13 protein-coding genes and 1 pseudogene are annotated in these 15,219 nt (G+C 72.7%); 8 read left to right on the top strand and 6 right to left on the bottom strand.

The genetic code is table 11. The features are described from left to right. Positions 1-68 precede the first annotated feature (68 nt). Positions 69-560, top strand: a complete 492-nt coding sequence (locus ADY59_RS18365; protein WP_049563710.1) for a DUF4396 domain-containing protein — start codon at positions 69-71, stop codon at positions 558-560. Positions 561-565: 5 nt separating this feature from the next. Here ADY59_RS18365 and ADY59_RS18360 read toward each other — a convergent pair whose 3' ends face one another. Both ADY59_RS18360 and ADY59_RS18355 read right to left on the bottom strand, forming a co-directional pair. After that, positions 566-1,918, bottom strand: a complete 1,353-nt coding sequence (locus ADY59_RS18360) for a TrkH family potassium uptake protein (protein ID WP_049563709.1) — start codon at positions 1,916-1,918, stop codon at positions 566-568. A gap of 61 nt (positions 1,919-1,979) precedes the next feature. After that, a complete protein-coding gene (locus ADY59_RS18355) occupies positions 1,980-2,957 on the bottom strand; it encodes a trypsin-like serine peptidase (protein WP_049563708.1) in 978 nt (325 codons plus the stop codon). A 139-nt stretch (positions 2,958-3,096) separates the two neighbouring features. Here ADY59_RS18355 and ADY59_RS18350 point away from each other — a divergent pair, with 139 nt between their 5' ends. Beyond that, complete coding sequence (locus ADY59_RS18350; protein WP_049563707.1) at positions 3,097-4,272, top strand: serine hydrolase domain-containing protein; 1,176 nt, start codon at positions 3,097-3,099, stop codon at positions 4,270-4,272. On the opposite strand, the gene ADY59_RS18345 is transcribed toward ADY59_RS18350, so the two are convergent. Continuing rightward, a complete protein-coding gene (locus ADY59_RS18345) occupies positions 4,269-4,517 on the bottom strand; it encodes a hypothetical protein (RefSeq protein WP_049563706.1) in 249 nt (82 codons plus the stop codon). The genes ADY59_RS18350 and ADY59_RS18345 overlap by 4 nt on opposite strands. 116 nt (positions 4,518-4,633) lie before the next feature. Continuing rightward, positions 4,634-5,149, bottom strand: a complete 516-nt coding sequence (locus ADY59_RS18340) for a hypothetical protein (protein WP_049563705.1) — start codon at positions 5,147-5,149, stop codon at positions 4,634-4,636. An 87-nt stretch (positions 5,150-5,236) separates the two neighbouring features. Between ADY59_RS18340 and ADY59_RS18335 the strand changes: the two genes are divergently transcribed. Next, the gene (locus ADY59_RS18335) at positions 5,237-5,911 is read left to right on the top strand and encodes a TetR/AcrR family transcriptional regulator (protein ID WP_049563704.1); all 675 of its coding nucleotides are present in this window, start codon (positions 5,237-5,239) and stop codon (positions 5,909-5,911) included. 37 nt (positions 5,912-5,948) lie between these two features. Here the strand turns inward: ADY59_RS18335 and ADY59_RS18330 are convergent, their stop codons facing one another. Beyond that, the gene (locus ADY59_RS18330; protein WP_049563703.1) at positions 5,949-8,924 is read right to left on the bottom strand and encodes an AfsR/SARP family transcriptional regulator; all 2,976 of its coding nucleotides are present in this window, start codon (positions 8,922-8,924) and stop codon (positions 5,949-5,951) included. 173 nt (positions 8,925-9,097) lie between these two features. Here ADY59_RS18330 and ADY59_RS54055 point away from each other — a divergent pair. The 4 genes and pseudogenes from ADY59_RS54055 to ADY59_RS18315 all read left to right on the top strand — a co-directional run. After that, positions 9,098-10,108, top strand: a pseudogene (locus ADY59_RS54055) (PQQ-dependent sugar dehydrogenase); the annotation flags it as partial. A gap of 387 nt (positions 10,109-10,495) precedes the next feature. Then, the gene (locus ADY59_RS54050; protein WP_442937705.1) at positions 10,496-11,212 is read left to right on the top strand and encodes a PKD domain-containing protein; all 717 of its coding nucleotides are present in this window, start codon (positions 10,496-10,498) and stop codon (positions 11,210-11,212) included. Between the two features lie 8 nt (positions 11,213-11,220). Next, on the top strand, positions 11,221-12,141 hold the full coding sequence (locus ADY59_RS18320; protein WP_049563700.1) for a sugar phosphate isomerase/epimerase family protein: 921 nt from the start codon (positions 11,221-11,223) through the stop codon (positions 12,139-12,141). Positions 12,142-12,246: 105 nt separating this feature from the next. Continuing rightward, positions 12,247-12,735: a hypothetical protein gene (locus tag ADY59_RS18315; RefSeq protein WP_049563698.1), complete on the top strand. Its 489-nt coding sequence runs from the start codon at positions 12,247-12,249 to the stop codon at positions 12,733-12,735. On the opposite strand, the gene ADY59_RS18310 is transcribed toward ADY59_RS18315, so the two are convergent. Then, the gene (locus tag ADY59_RS18310; protein WP_053174869.1) at positions 12,710-14,200 is read right to left on the bottom strand and encodes an alkaline phosphatase D family protein; all 1,491 of its coding nucleotides are present in this window, start codon (positions 14,198-14,200) and stop codon (positions 12,710-12,712) included. The genes ADY59_RS18315 and ADY59_RS18310 overlap by 26 nt on opposite strands. Before the next feature lie 205 nt (positions 14,201-14,405). Here ADY59_RS18310 and ADY59_RS18305 point away from each other — a divergent pair, with 205 nt between their 5' ends. Continuing rightward, positions 14,406-15,194 carry an MFS transporter gene (locus tag ADY59_RS18305; RefSeq protein WP_082310196.1) on the top strand — a complete coding sequence of 263 codons (789 nt, stop codon included), beginning with the start codon at positions 14,406-14,408 and terminating at the stop codon, positions 15,192-15,194. Positions 15,195-15,219 lie beyond the last annotated feature (25 nt).

The raw sequence follows: 15,219 nt of genomic DNA, 5'->3' as shown, positions 1-15,219 counted from the left end.
ACCGCCGACAGATTTGGATAACCCCCCGGGGGTATGTTAACGTCGCGGCGAAGATACTAGCAGGGGGTATGACGAGCATGTCCGAGCACCACCATCACCACCACGCGCACACCGGCCCGGGCAGAGCCTCCTGGCGGATGGCGGCCTCCGCCACCCTGCACTGCCTCACCGGCTGCGCCATCGGCGAGGTGCTCGGGCTGGTGATCGCCACCGCGCTGGGCTGGCACACGGTCCCGTCCATCGCGCTGGCCGTCGTGCTCGCCTTCTTCTTCGGCTACCTGCTGACCCTCATCCCGCTCCGCCGGGCCGGTGTGGCCTGGAAGGACGCGATCAAGCTGGCCCTGGCCGCCGACACGGTGTCGATCATCGTGATGGAGATCGTGGACAACGGCGTGATGGTCGCCATCCCCGGGGCCATGGACGCCGGGCTCGCCTCCGGCCTGTTCTGGGGCGCGCTGGCCGTGGCCCTGCTGGTGGCCTTCCTGGTCACCACCCCGATCAACAAGTGGATCATCGGCAGGGGCAAGGGCCACGCGGTGGTGCACGCCTACCACCACTGAGATCGTCAGCCGACGATCATCTTCTCGTCCGGCAGCCGGTAGTGCCGGGTGCGCTCCTTGAGCGCCAGTGCCGAGCCGAGGGTGAGCGGGCCGGTCCTGCCGACGAACATGAGCACCACCAGCAGCAGTTGCCCGGCCACGCCGACCTGGGCGGTGATGCCGGTCGACAGCCCCGTGGTGCCGAACGCCGAGACGACCTCGAACAGCACCCGGTCCAGGCTGAACGGGGTCAGCGCCAGCATCAGGTAGGTGGAGACGGCGACCAGGGCCACGCTGATGAGGCTGATCGAGACCGCCTGGCGCTGCACCGACCCGGGCAGCCGGCGATGTCCCACGTGCACCGACGCCTCGCCGCGCATCTCCGCCCAGATGACGAACGCCAGGAGCGCGAACGTGGTGACCTTGATCCCGCCGGCCGTGCCCGCGCTGCCACCGCCGACGAACATCAGCAGGTCGGTCACCAGCCAGCTCGACGGGTGCATGGCGGCGATGTCCAGGCTGTTGAACCCGGCCGTGCGCGGCATCACGGCGGCGAAGAACGCGGCCAGCACCTTGCCCGGATCGTCCAGCTCGCCCAGGGTGCCCGGATTGCGCCACTCGGTGGCCAGGAACATCAGCGTGCCGCCGGCCAGCAGGATCACCGTCGTCCACACGGTGATCCTGGTCAGCACCGACCACCGGCCGGGGTGCCGCCAGTTGCCCAGCACCTCGAACCAGACCGGGAAGCCGAGCCCGCCCACGATCACCGAGGCCGCGATGGTCAGGCAGATCCACGGATCGGTGACGAACCCCATCAGGTTGTCGGACCACAGGGCGAACCCGGCGTTGTTGAACGACGACACCGCGTGGAAGACGCCCAGGTAGACCGCCCGCCCGACCGGCTCGCCGTAGCCGAGCAGGAACCGGCCGGTCAGCACCACCGCCACGACCGCCTCGCAGGCCAGGCTGAACAGCACCACCCTGCGCACCACGGAGCGCACGTCGGTCATCCTGAGTGCCTTGGTCTCGGCCTGCGCGAACAGCTTGGCCCGCAGGCCGAGCCGCCCGGCCACCAGCACCGTGAACAGCGTGGCCAGCGTCATGATGCCGAGCCCGCCGATCTGGATCAGCAGCGCGATCACCACTTCGCCGAACGCCGACCAGTGCGACTCGGTGTCGACCACGGCCAGCCCGGTCACGCACACCGACGACGTGGCCGTGAACAGCGCCGTCAGCCAGCCGGTCGACTCACCGGACTCCGTCGCGACGGGCAGTGCCAGCAGCGCGGTGCCCAGCAGCACCGCGACCGCGAAGCCGGTCACGATCACCTGTGCGGGATGCTGGAACCGTTCGAGCAGGGCAGGCGCCCTCTTCCTCACCGCTTCTCCCAGTCTGGGGCCCCATGTGCGGGTTCACGGTACAGCAGCCCCAAACCGGGCTTCAGGTCGCGTCGGTCCGCTGGGCGGCCTGGAAGACGGCCATCGCCTCGTTGCCGAAGAACGGGCCGAACATGAAGTCCGGCGCGAAGTCGTACTTGAAGCTGTTGACCGAGGTGACCCAGCCGAGCCCGGTGGAGTCGTCGAACCCCTGCAGCCACGGGCCGCCGCTCGCCCCGCCGGTCATGCGGCAGCGCAGACCCAGGTCGCGCGTCATGACGGTGTCGTCGAACGCGCGCCCGCTGCAGAAGATGAGCGACGAGCCGTCGAACGGGTCCGCCGCCGGGAAGCCGTAGGAGAACATCTGCTGCCGCCTGGCCTGGTTGAACGCCACCCCCTGGCCGCCCACGACGTCGGTCAGCGTGCGGCCCTGGAGCGGTGCGACCACGGCGGCGGCGACGTCGAAGTTGATGTCCTCGCGGGCGTTCCACTGCTGCGTGGTCAGCAGCCGGCTCGCCACCCAGGCGCCGAGCGGCGCGCGGCCGTTGGTGAAGCCCGGGACGAACACCCAGTTGCGGTGGAAGGCGCCGTTCAGCTTCACGCAGTGCCCGGCGGTCATCACGACGCTCTCGTTCGCGCTGGTCACGGCCGTGCCGGAGCAGGAGGAGTTCTGCCCGTCGGCGGTGGTGAAGAAGACGCGCCCGGTGGTGCGCGCGATGGCGCCGCCGTCGGTCCAGCGCGCGCCGGGGCTGTTGGCCACCTGGGCCGACTGGGTGGAGGAGACGCCGCGCGTCGCCCACGGGGTGCCCCGCGTCGGCCGGTCGGAGCGGGTGGCGCGGCGCGGCGCGGGCGTCGAGAGCGGCCGGGCCGCGCGCAGGCGCTGCGTCGTCCAGTACTGCAGGACGGTCCTGCGCTCCGGCCAGGAGTCCGTGGCGGACCACTTGACGGGGCCGGGGCCGTGCGCGGCGGTGGCCTGCGCGGACACCGGGGCGGCCGTCAGGGTGAGCGTGAGTGCGGAGAGCAGGGCGACTCTGCGGTGCATGAAGGACCTCCAGATAACCGGGATCTGCCGTCTGGAGGTACGCATCGGGACGCGCGTTTCGCTCAAACCATGCGCGAACGGGTATGGCGCTGCCCGGTGATCGTCGTTTGTCCGCAGGTCAGCGGGGTAGCCGGAGGCCGTGGCCGGTATCCGGGGGGACTGCCACCCGCGCTTCGCCTCGGTGCGGGACCGCTTCGCGGACAACTTCGCCCAGGGGCGGGAGCTGGGCGCGTCCCTCTGCGTCTACCAGCACGGCGCGCCCGTCGTGGACCTGTGGGGCGGGCTGGCCGGCGAGGGCAGGCCGTGGCGGCGCGACACGCTCGCGCTGCTGGCCTCGACCACCAAGGGGATGGCGGTCACGGCCGTGCTGCTGCTGGTCGACCGGGGGGTGCTCGACCTCGACACGCCGGTGGCCGACTACTGGCCTGAGTTCGCCGCCGAGGGCAAGGGCGGGATGCCGCTCCGGTGGATCCTGGGGCATCGCTCCGGCGTCGTGGTCATCGATCCGCCGCTGACGATCGAGGACATCGAGCTCGGCAGCCCGGTGGCCGAGGTGCTGGCGGGCGCCAGGCCCGCGTGGCGGCCGGGGAGCGCCCACGGCTACCACTGCCTCACCCTGGGTTGGCTGGTCAGCGAGGTGGTCCGCCGCGTCACCGGGCTCACCGTGGGGCAGCTGTTCGCCCGGGAGATCGCCGCGCCGCTGGGGCTCGACCTGCACATCGGGATCCCGGCCCACCAGGAGGGGCGGCTGGCGAGCGTCGTCGCGCCCACGGCCGGCGAGGTCCGCAACGGCCGCGCGGACCCGGGGCTCCACGAGCTCAACCGGGCGATCTGCGAGCCGTCCTCGCTGCTGCACCGCGCCACCTACGGCAGCGTGGTCCTCACTCCGGAGCTGCTCGGCGGCTCACGCCTGTACAGGGCGGAGGTGCCCTCCGCCGGCGGGGTCGGCACCGCCGCCGGCCTGGCCAGGCTGTACGCCTCCCTCATCGGCGAGGTGGACGGCATCAGGCTGCTGCGCCCGGAGACCACGGATCGCGCCAGAACGGTCGAGGCCCGGGGCCGGGACCTGGTCCTGCGGCTCGACACGGCCTACAGCGCCGGGTTCATGCTGCCCGGCGGGCCGATGTGGCCGGATTTCGGGGCGCCGGGGGCCTTCGGGTACGCCGGCGCCACGGGTGCGTTCGCCTTCGCCGACCCGGACACCGGCCTGGCCTTCGCCTACGTGCCCAACCGCATGTCGGAGCTGATCGAGGGCAGCGACGGCCGGGTCTGGCGGCTGATGTGGGAGAGCCTTCGGTGCGCGCGCCTGGCCTAGCCGGCCAGGTCCCTGGCGACGTTGTCGAGCCGGGTCGCCACCTCGTCGAGCTGCTCGTCGGTGACGGTGCCGCCGGGCAGCAGCCCGGCCACGTCCGCCCGCCGGGCGATCACCAGGCTCCGGTGGCTCTCGTCCACCTCCGCGGCCGGCATGACCAGGCAGTCACCCCGGACGAAGACCAGGACGGTGTCGGGGTCCGGCGCGTCGAGCAGCCGGCGGACACACTCTCGGTTGACTAGGAGCATCGTGCGGTCCTCCGCGTTCCAGTTCGTGGGGGCTTCCGACCGCGTACCCGGATCATCCCCCCGGTCACCTGGTGAAGGCGGAAAGAGCGCGTCAGGAGTACGGGCAGGGCGGCCGCTCAAAGGGCGAGCAGGACGAGGGAGAGGACCGAGGCGCCGAACACGACGACGTGGCGGACGTTCTGGAGGGTCCACGTCCAGGCCGGGAAGCCGTCCTCGGCGGCCTTGAGCAGGGCCGCGACGTCGACCTTGGCCAGCATCGGGTCGCCCTTGCGCAGGAAGGCGGCGCGCACGGACTTCTCGGCGGTGAGCTGGCTGTAGATGATGACGCAGTTGCCGGCCAGGACGAGGGACTGGAAGATCCAGGTCAGGATCGGGGCCCAGTCGTGGCCGGACAGGTTGAGCCCGGCGACCGCCACCATGACGGCGGCGACCGTGGCGGGGACCGCCGTCTCGTGGCCGCCGGCGTCGAAGCGCATTCCGTTCTCCTGGAGGACGGTGGTGCGCACGCCCTGGCGCTGGAGCTCGGCCTGGGCGCTGCTCATGGCGGTGGCTCCGTAGCGGTGCCGCACCATCGGGATGCTCACGAAGGCGCCGGCGACGAGCAGCTGGCTGATGGCGATGACGGTGTTCACGGGGGGCTCCTCGCTTCGACTTGAACTAAGTGCAAGAGCACTGTAAACCGCTACTTGAACTAAGTGCAAGTCGAGTATCGTGGCCGCATGCCGCGCGACACCCTGACCAAGGAACAGATCGTCGAAACCGCGATCGAGCTGCTCGACGAGGAGGGCCTCGACGGCCTCAACATGCGCAGTCTCGGCAAGCGGCTCGGCTCCGCCGCCACCGCTGTCTACTGGCACGTCCAGAGCAAGGACAACCTGATCCTGCTCGTCGGCGACCGCGTGTGGGAGGAGATCGGGCTGCCGGACCCCGACGCCGTCGGCTGGCGCGCGGCCGCCACCGAACTGGCCACCGGCCTGCACGCGATGTTCAGCCGGCATCCCTGGCTCGTCCAGGCGTTCGGCTCACACCTGTTCTACGGGGTGAGCAAGGCCCGCTACGACGAGTGCAGCCTGGCCGTCTACGAGGCGGGGGGCTTCACCGGCGCTGCCGCCGACCGCGCGGCGGGCGTCGTCTTCACCTTCGTCCTGGGCAGCGTGCTCGGCGTGGCCGCGCAGGCGTCCCTGACCAGGCGGCTCAGCCGTGACGGCGGCGACGCGTCGGCGGCGTTCCAGGAGACGCTGGACAAGGCCGCCGACATCGCCAGGCAGTTCCCCCGGCTGCGCAGCCGGGTCGAGACGCCGCGCCCCGGCGACTACGCCACCGCTCCGGCGGACACCTTCGAGTTCGGCCTCCAGGCCCTGCTCGACGGCCTGGAACGGCGCCTCCCCGGCTGACGCGGGCGATGCCGGGGACCCGGCGAAGGTGACGGACCTAGTCGCTGGTCCACCGGGCGCGCCAGGCCGGGAGCTCGGCGGCGTCGCGCGTCAGGAAGCGGCCGAAGACGTCCGCGGCCTCGCGCCAGGCGCGCTCGGCGCGGGGACGCTCGCCGAGCAGCGCGTGGGCGGCGCCGACGTCGCGCAACGTGCGCGCCCGCCACAGCGGCAGCCGCAGCTCGTCCCACGTGTCGAGGGCGCGGCCGAGCCAGGAGAGCGCCTCCCGCGGCCGGTGCGCGGCCAGGCTCAGCTCGCCCAGGGTGCGCAGCCCGAGCCCGGTGCCGACCCGGTCGTGGAAGCGGGCGGTGGCGGCGACGACGGCGCGGAGCGGCGGTTCGGCCTCGGCCAGGCGGTTCTGCCGGATCCAGACCTTGGCCAGCGCCTGGGAGGTGTAGTTGACCAGCACTTCGTCCCCGGTCGCCAGGATGATCCGGTGGGCGCGCCCGCACAGGTCCTCGGCGTCGGCCAGCTCGCCGCGCGCCCGGTGGACCAGGCCGATGCCGCGCAGCGCGAGCGCCTCGCCCCTGCGGTGGCCGAGGTCGCGGTAGCGGGCCAGCGCGTCCCGCAGGTTGCCGACGGCCTGGTCGTCGTGGCCGAGCTCCCGGTTGGAGAAACCGATGCCGTAGCGGGCGTGCGCGATCCCCTCCTCGTCGCCGAGCGCGGACAGGGCCGCCAGCGCCTGCTCCATCAGGGGGAGCGCGGTGTGGTGCTCGCCGACCTCGCGGTGGACGGTGCCCAGGCCGTTGAGCGCGACGGCGGCGCCGCGTTCGTCGCCTTCGGCCCGGAAGAGCTGGAGGGCCACCCGGAAACGGCGTTCGGCCTCGTCGAAGTCGTCGCCGTTGTAGGCGAGCTGGCCGAGCCCGCACTCGATGACCGCCTCGGCCCGGCGGTTGCCCTTGGCCCGGGCGGCGGCGAGCGCGGCGGTGTGGGTCCTGTTCCAGCCGGCGAAGCGGTTGGAGCCGCCGAAGGACGTGAAGATGAGCGTGTCGGCCAGCGCGCAGGCGAGCGTGTCGAGGCCCAGCTCGGCGGCGCGTTCCACGGCCACGATGAGCGCCGACTCGGCGGTGGCGAACCACTGCCCGGCGTCGTCGGCGGGCAGCGCGGGGGCCGATCCGCCGAGGCGGGGCAGCGCGATCGGGAGCTGCTGCGTCAGCCCTTCGCACAGGGCCAGCATCTTCTCCAGCGCCCGGTGCACGGCCGCGGCCAGCTCGGGCGCGGGCATCGTGCCGGCGGCCCGCTCCTTGGCGTACAGCCGGACGAGGTCGTGCATCCGGTAGCGGATCAGGCCGTCACCGGCCGGTAGCGGTTCGACCAGGCGCGCGTCGATGAGCTCCTCGACGATCTCCTCGGTCGCCTCCGGCCCGAGGTTCAGCAGCGACGCGGTCACCATGAGGTCGAAGTCGGGCGGGTCGAGGTGGCCGAGCAGGCAGAAGGCGCGCAGGGCGGGGGCGCCGACCTCGGCGCAGCTCGCGCTGATGCCGGCCCGTACGCCCAGGTCGCCGATGGACAGCTCGTCGAGGCGGCGGCGCTCGTCGTCCAGCCGGTGCGCGAGGTGGGCCAGCGACCAGTGAGGTTTGCGCTGCAGCCGGGCCCCGACGACGCGGATGGCCAGCGGCAGCCGGTCGCACAGCGCGACGAGTGCACGGGCCGCGTCGGGTTCGGCGGCGACCCGTCCGGCGCCGACGATCGCGCGCAGCAGGTCGAGCGATTCGGCCTCCGCCATCTCGGTCAGCTCGACGACCGTCGCGCCGGGCAGCCCGTCGGGCCGTCGGCGGCTGGTCACGAGCACGGCACAGGTGCCGCTGCCGGGCAGCAACGGCCGGATCTGCGCGGTGTCGGCCGCGTCGTCGAGCACCACGAGGACACGCCGGGAGGCGAGCGCCAGCCGGTAGAGCTCGATCTTGTCCTCCAGCGGCAGGCTCTCGTCGTGGCCTTCGACGCGGAGCAGGCGCAGCAGCCGGTCGAGCGCCTCGGCGGGTGTGACGGGCCGGGCCTGGGCACCGCGCAGGGCGATGTGCAGCTGGCCGTCGGGGTAGCGCTCCTGCAGCAGGTGGGCGGCGCGGACGGCGAGCGTGGACTTGCCGACGCCGCTGCGCCCGGAGATGAACACGATGGGCAGCGCGGTGCCGGGCCGCCCCGCGCCCTCGACGGTGGCCAGGACGCGGGCCAGCCCGGCGGACGCGCCGGTGAAGTCGGTGATGTCGGGCGGCAACTGGGAGAGGCGGCCGGTCGGCGAGCCGCTCCTGGGCGCGGGGTCCCGGCGCAGGAGGCCGGCGTGCACCTCGCGCAGCCAGGGGCTGGGGTCGACGCCGAGCTTGTCGCGGATGCGCTCGCTCGCGGCGGCGTAGGCGGTCAGCGCCTCGGCGTGCCGCCCGCTGTGGTGCAGGGCGCGCATGTGCTGGCCGATCAGGCGCTCGGCCAGCGGGTGCTCCACGAGCAGCGGCGTCAGCACGCCGATGACCTCGCCGCTCCTGCCCAGCCGCAGCGCGCTCTCGGCCCAGTCGGCGGCGAGCGCGATCCGCTGCTGCTCCAGGTTCTGCCGGTAGCGCTCGGCCCAGTCGCCGGCGACGCCGGTCAGCGCCACGCCGCGCCACAGGCCGAGCGCCTCGTCCAGGAGCGCGGCCCGTTCCTCGTCCCCGGCCCGCGCGGCACGCTCAGCCAGGGCGCGCGCGTGGCCGGCGTCGATCTGGCCGGGCGGCACGAGCAGCGTGTAGCCGCCTGGGTTGCGGACGAGCGAGACGTTCTCGATGCCGGCGAGCTGGGCGCGCAGGCGGGTCACGTAGGCATACAGGGAGCTGCGGACGGAGCTCGGCGGGGACTCGCCCCACACCCGGTCGATGAGGGTCTCCATGGTGACGAGCCGCCCCGCGTCGGCCACCAGCGCCACCAGCATGGTGCGCTGCTTGACCGCCCCGGCCGGGCGGACGCCGTCGCCCGTCTCGATCGTGACGGGACCGAGGATGCGGAAGATCACCGGGTCATCTCACCCTGCCCGCCCAGCAGGGGCAAATCAGCGCGGCACTTTGTCCAATAGGCCGCGAAAGTAGAGCGATCACCCGTAATTAGGTCCTCCCCGATCGGCGTAACACGGTTACATTCACGATATTTGCTCCCTCTTATCCCTCCACGCCGACCGAAGGGAGAGGTATGAGAGCGAGAACCGCGCTCGCGGCCCTGTCTGCCGCGGCGATCCTCATGCCGGCCGCCACAGCCCAGGCCGCGGGAACAGCCCAGGCCGCGGGAACCGCCTTGGCGCCTCCGCCCGACGACCAGTTCCAGAAGGTGACGCTCAACGACAACCCCGGCGAGCCGGTGGACCTGGCGGTCTTACCGGACTCCAGGGTCCTGCACACCACCCGGACCGGCGAGGTCTGGCTGCACGACCCGAAGACCGGGCTCAACACGCTGGCCGCCCGGCTGGACGTCTACCAGCACGACGAGGAGGGGCTGCAGAGCATCGCACTCAGCCCCGGCTTCGGCAAGGGTTCGAAGAAGGACGACTGGGTCTACCTCTATTACTCCCCTCCGCTCGACACCCCGGTCGACGACCCCGCGACGCCGGACGTGAACGAGGGCGACGCGCCGTTCACCGGCACTCCGGAGGACTTCGCGCCGTTCGAGGGGCTGATCCGGCTGTCCCGGTTCCGGTTCGGCCGCGCGACCATCGACCTGTCCAGCGAGCAGAGGATCCTGGACGTGCCGGTGGACCGGGGCATCTGCTGTCACGTCGGCGGCGACATCGTGTTCGACGCCGACGGCAACCTGTACCTGTCGACCGGTGACGACACGAACCCGTTCTTCTCCGACGGCTTCACCCCGATCGACGAGCGGGCCGACCGGAACCCGGCCTTCGACGCCCAGCGCAGCTCCGGCAACACGAACGACCTGCGCGGCAAGGTCCTGCGGATCAAGGTCAGGGGCGACGGCTCGTACACGGCGCCGAAGGGGAACCTGTTCCCGCCGGGCACGCCGGGCACGCGGCCGGAGATCTACGCGATGGGGCTGCGCAACCCGTTCCGCATCGAGCTCAACCGCTCCACCGGGGACCTCTACGTCGCCGACTACTCGCCGGACGCGAGGGACGCCGACCCGGCGCGCGGCCCGTCGGGGACCGGCAAGTGGGCGCTGATCCGCCGGCCCGGCAACTACGGCTGGCCGTACTGCGCGACGGCGCGGCTGCCGTACGTGGACTTCGACTTCGCGACCGGGGCGTCGGGCGAGCCGTTCGACTGCGCGGCGCCGGTGAACGAGTCGCCGCACAACACCGGGGCGCGCGAGCTGCCACCGGTGGTCCAGCCGCAGGTGTGGTACTCCTACGGCGCCTCGCAGGAGTTCCCCGCGCTCGGCACCGGCGGCATCGGCCCGATGGCGGGACCGGCCTACGACTTCGACCGGCGCGACACGCAGGGCCGCGCGCCCGTGGCGTGGCCCGAGTACTACGACGGCGTCCCGCTCTTCTACGAGTGGACCCGCGACTACGTCAAGGCGTTCCACCCCGACGGGCGGATCGAGGACGTGCTGCCGTCGTTCGTCTTCGACAACCCGATGGACGTGGAATTCGGCCCCGACGGCGCGCTCTACGTGCTGGAGTACGGCGACGGCTACTTCCGGGAGAACCCGGACGCCCAGCTCTCCCGCTTCGACTACATCGGCCACAAGGGCAACCACTCGCCCGTCCCGGTGGCCGCGGCGTCGGTGACCGACGGCCACGCGCCGCTCACGGTCTCCTTCACCAGCGAGGGCACCGCCGACCCGGACGGTGACAGGCTCCGTTACGCCTGGGACTTCGACGCCGACGGCAGGGTCGACTCCCGCCGGCCCGAGGCCACGTACACCTACACCGAGAACGGCCTCTACAACGCGACGCTGAGGGTCAGCGACAGCGGCGGGATGTCCGCGGCCACGTCCGTGCGGATCGTGATCGGCAACGCCGCGCCGGTCGTCGAGCTGGTGCGACCGGCGGCGGGGGACACGTTCTCCTTCGGCGACGTGGTCGAGTTCGAGGTGCGGGTCACCGACGACCAGCCCGTCGACTGCGCCGACGTGACCGTGAACTACATCCTCGGCCACGACGACCACGGCCACCCGCAGACCACGGCCCGAGGCTGCACGGGCTCCATCCAGACGACGGAACCGGGCGGGCACGATCCCGAGAACGACGAGCTCACCGGCGTCTTCGTCGCCAGTTACACCGACCCCGGAACCGGCGGCCTGCCGCCGCTGACCGGCAGCCACCAGGTCGTCCTCCAGCCCACCAGTTAGGAGATTCCATGTGCTACGGCTACGGCCCGAGCAGGCGGTCACTGCTCGCCGCGGGCCTCGGACTCGGGGCGGCCGCCCTCGCCGCCACCCCGGCCGCCACCCCGGCCGCCGCGGCGGCCGGGGTGGCGACGAGGCCCGGCAGGGGCGGCGGCAGGCACCGCATCCCGCCGGGTCTGATCAGCATCCAGCTCTGGACGGTCCGCGACGACCTGTCGCGTGACTACGACGCGACGCTCGCCTACCTGGCCGAGATCGGATACCCGAAGGTCGAGCTGGCGCTGGGCTACTTCGGCCGGACGGCCAGGCAACTGCGCGAGTTCCTCGACGGGCTCGGCATCCGCTCGACGTCCAGCCACGACGGCATCAGCGCCGACGACGCCGCGCTGCACACGAAGATCGAGAATGCGCTGACCCTCGGCCAGTCCTACATGGTCGTGCCCTACCTGAGCTCCTCCAGCGAGGACGAGTGGAAGGCGTGGGCCGAGCGCATGAACGTGGAGGCCGCCGCCGCCCGCTCCGCCGGGATCCGGTACGGCTACCACAACCACGCCCACGAGTTCACCACCGACCTGGGGGGCGGCAGGACGCCCTGGGACGTGCTCACCGCCGAGCTCGACCCCCGCCTGGTCCACCTGGAGATCGACCTGTACTGGGCGGTCACCGGCGGCGTCGGGCGCGGCGTCGCCGACCCGGTCAAGTTCACGCTCGACGTGATCAGGCGGGCGCCGCAGCGGGTGCTCCAGTTCCACGTCAAGGACCGGCACCTGGACGGTGACATGGCCGACCTCGGTACCGGGACGATCGACTTCCGGCGCATCTTCGACGAGCACCGCGTGAAGGAGTACATCGTCGAGAACGACACCCCGGACGTGACGCCCCGGCAGACGGCCGAGGTCGGATACCGCTATCTGCGCAAGGTCAAGTACTAGAGGCGGGGAGAGCCCGGCCTGCGGGCCGGGCTCTTTAGTTGAATTCTCACCAAATCTTCACCTTGCCCTGAGGCTGTTCTGAGGATGCCGGGGGACCCTTGTTCCGTGACCGACCCCTCGCATCAGACGCTGCGCCCCGAGAAGACCGCCGCGCCGCCCGCCAGGACCGGGCCGGGAATGCTCCGCCTCGCCCTGCTCGGCCTGGTCGCGATCGGCATCCTGGGCGCCGCCTTCGAACTGGCCGTCGAACGCCACTGGGGCGGCCCGGCCCAGCTGATCCCGTGGGCGGCGCTGCTGCTGCTCGGGATCGCACTCGCGCTCGCCCTGCGCGACTCGCCGCGCACGCTCACCGTCGTGCGCGTGCTGGCGGCCGCCGTCCTGCTCGCGTCCGTCTACGGCGTCTTCACACACGTCTCCGTCAACCACGGCATGGGCGCCTTCGACCCCTCCTGGAACACGCTCTCCACGCTCACCCAGTGGTGGTACGCCTTCACCAAGTCCGTCGGGAACGCCCCGCCGCTCGCCCCGGGCATGCTGGCGCAGAGCGCGCTGCTGCTCCTGATCACCTCTACGCTCCGGGCGCGGCGGGCCTAGGCAGCCCGGGGACGCCGTCGCGCAGGGTGAATCCGGCGGCCGTCACGGTCCCGGCGCCCGGCGCGCTCACGTACGGCAGGATCTTGCAGTCGGCGGTGAGCTCGCGGGGCGTGATCCGCACCGCGAGATAGCCGCGACGGCGCAGGTGGAAGCGCAGGTGCGGGTTGCCGGCGAGCAGCGGGTCGCCGGCCGGGTCGGGGTCGTGGCCGTCGCCGCCGCTGGTCACCGACGTCACCGCGAACTCCGCGCCGACCGGCTCCGAACCGGGGTCGTCGTAGTCGAGGACCAGGTTCCCGGCCCAGTGCGCGTGCACGTCGCCGGTGAGCACGACGGCGTTGCGCACCCCGGCGTTCACCCAGCCGCCGGTCACGCGGGTGCGGGAGGCGGCGTAGCCGTCCCAGGCGTCCCGCCGCAGCACCTCCTCCGGGCCGGGGTCGCGGTCGCGGTGGCCGAAGAAGACCTGCTGGGCGACGACGTCCCAGCGGGCCCGGGAGGTACGGAAGCCGTCCAGCAGCCAGTTCTCCTGGTCCAGCCCGATCATCGTGTGGCCGGGCGCCAGGGGCGCGTCGCAGGCCGTGTAGCCGTGGCCGCACGGGTGCGGATCGCGGTGCTGGCGGGTGTCCAGGAGGTGGAAGGTCGCCAGCCGCCCCCAGCGCAGCCGCCGGTAGAGCTGGATCGCGGCCCCGCCCGGCCGGGCGCTCGCGCGCAGCGGCATGTGCTCGTAGTAGGCGCGGAAGGCGGCCCCGCGACGTTCGGGCGGGATCAGGTTCGTCCAGTTGTTGTCCACCTCGTGGTCGTCCATGATCGTCGCCCAGGGCGCGGCCGCGTGCGCCGCCCGCAGGTCCGGGTCGGTCTTGTAGAGCGCGTGCCGCCGCCGGTAGCCGGCCAGCGTCGTCGGCTCCGGGCCCTCGTGGTCGCGCACGTTCGCGCCCGGCTCGGCACCGTCCTCGTAGATGTAGTCGCCCAGGTGCAGGATCAGGTCCGGGCTCTCGGCGGCCATGCGGGCGTACGCGGTGAAGTAGCCGTGCTGGTAGTTGGCGCACGAGGCGACCAGCAGGCGCAGCGCCCTCGGCATCGCCCCGGGCCTCGGCGCGGTCCGCGTCCGGCCGACGGGCGACAGGTGCTGCCCGACCTTGAACCGATACCAGTACGGCCGGCCCGGCCGCAGCCCCGTCACCTCCACGTGCACGCTGTGGGCCCAGCCCGGCACCGCCTGCCGGACGCCGCGCCGCACCACCTTGGCGCAGCCCGGGTCGGTGGCCACCTCCCACCGGACGTCCACCGGCGCGGCCGGCATGCCGCCGAGCCCGTCCTCCGCCAGCGGCTCGGGCGCCAGGCGCGTCCACAGCACGAACCCGTCCGGGGCCGGATCCCCGCTGGCCACCCCCAGCGTGAACGGGTCGGCGGCCCGGTACGGCAGCACCGGCGACAACCCCAGCGCGAGGAACGATCGTCTGTCCAGCACACGACGATGATGGCGTGCGGGCGGCAAGCTCTCGGTATGCCGACACTGCGGCCGGGGTCAGGCGCGGTGACTCCGCCTATGATGAGCGGGCGGCACAGGATGCCGCCCCGCGAGGACCCTCCTTCAGACGTCGCCCGTCCCGGGCTTGAGGGTCGGGCCGGATCTCCGGTCGCGTCTCCCCGCATCATGGGAGGTGCGTGCTCGGATGGGTTCTCGTTCTGTTCTCCTCGTGCCGGCGGCGGGTGTGGTGGCCGGCATGGCCCTCGGGGAGTTCATCCCCTTCCTCGCGGCGATCGGCGGCGAGTTCGGGCTGCCGCTCACCGCCGTCGGGTGGTTGTCGTCGGCCGTCACGCTGGTGGCCGCGCTCGGCTGCCTGCCGCTCGGGATGTGGCTCGACCGCCGGGCGGTGCGCGGCTTCTTCGTGGCCGGCCTGGTGGCGCTGGCCGTGGCGGGCGCGCTGGCCGCTCTCGCCGGTGGGGTGGTGGCGCTGGCCGTCCCGCGCCTGGTGCAGGCGGCCGGGTACGCGCTGGTGATGATCACCGGGCCCACCCTGCTGGGCCGGCTCCTGGACGGCGGGCCCAGGCAGCGCGCCCTGGCCCTGTGGGGCATGTGCGTCCCCGCCGGCCTCGCACTCGCCGGCGCGGCGGGAGCGCTCGCCGGTGGTGCCGGATGGCGTGCGGTGGCCGCCGGCGTGGGGGTCATCAGCCTCGTCATGGCCATCCTGGCCCGCACCCTGCCCCGCGACGCCCCTCCGCCCCACCCGAAAGCCACCACCGATGAATCACGTGCGCCCCACCCGAAGGTCGCCGACGGTGGATCGCGTGCCCCCCACCCGCCGAACGCCGGCGATGGATCGCGGGCGGCCCATCCGAAGGTCGCCGGCGGTGGATTGCGGGCGGCCCATCCGAAGGTCGCCGGCGGTGGATTGCGGGCGGCCCATCCGCCGAACGCCGGCGGGGGATCGCGGGCGGCGTATTCGAACTGTCTCTTATAACCATCTCGCGCTGCCGACGAAGAGG

Origin of the sequence: Nonomuraea sp. SBT364, from assembly GCF_001083785.1 — a bacterium.
Lineage (GTDB): Bacteria > Actinomycetota > Actinomycetes > Streptosporangiales > Streptosporangiaceae > Nonomuraea.
This window is presented reverse-complemented; position numbering and strand designations above follow the sequence as displayed.

Coding starts and splice junctions, on each gene's coding strand:
- ADY59_RS18365 (WP_049563710.1), top strand. CDS start 69: ATGACGAGCATGTCCGAGCACCACCATCACCACCACGCGCACACCGGC.
- ADY59_RS18355 (WP_049563708.1), bottom strand. CDS start 2,957: ATGCACCGCAGAGTCGCCCTGCTCTCCGCACTCACGCTCACCCTGACG.
- ADY59_RS18345 (WP_049563706.1), bottom strand. CDS start 4,517: ATGCTCCTAGTCAACCGAGAGTGTGTCCGCCGGCTGCTCGACGCGCCG.
- ADY59_RS18335 (WP_049563704.1), top strand. CDS start 5,237: ATGCCGCGCGACACCCTGACCAAGGAACAGATCGTCGAAACCGCGATC.
- ADY59_RS54050 (WP_442937705.1), top strand. CDS start 10,496: ATGGACGTGGAATTCGGCCCCGACGGCGCGCTCTACGTGCTGGAGTAC.
- ADY59_RS18320 (WP_049563700.1), top strand. CDS start 11,221: ATGTGCTACGGCTACGGCCCGAGCAGGCGGTCACTGCTCGCCGCGGGC.
- ADY59_RS18305 (WP_082310196.1), top strand. CDS start 14,406: ATGGGTTCTCGTTCTGTTCTCCTCGTGCCGGCGGCGGGTGTGGTGGCC.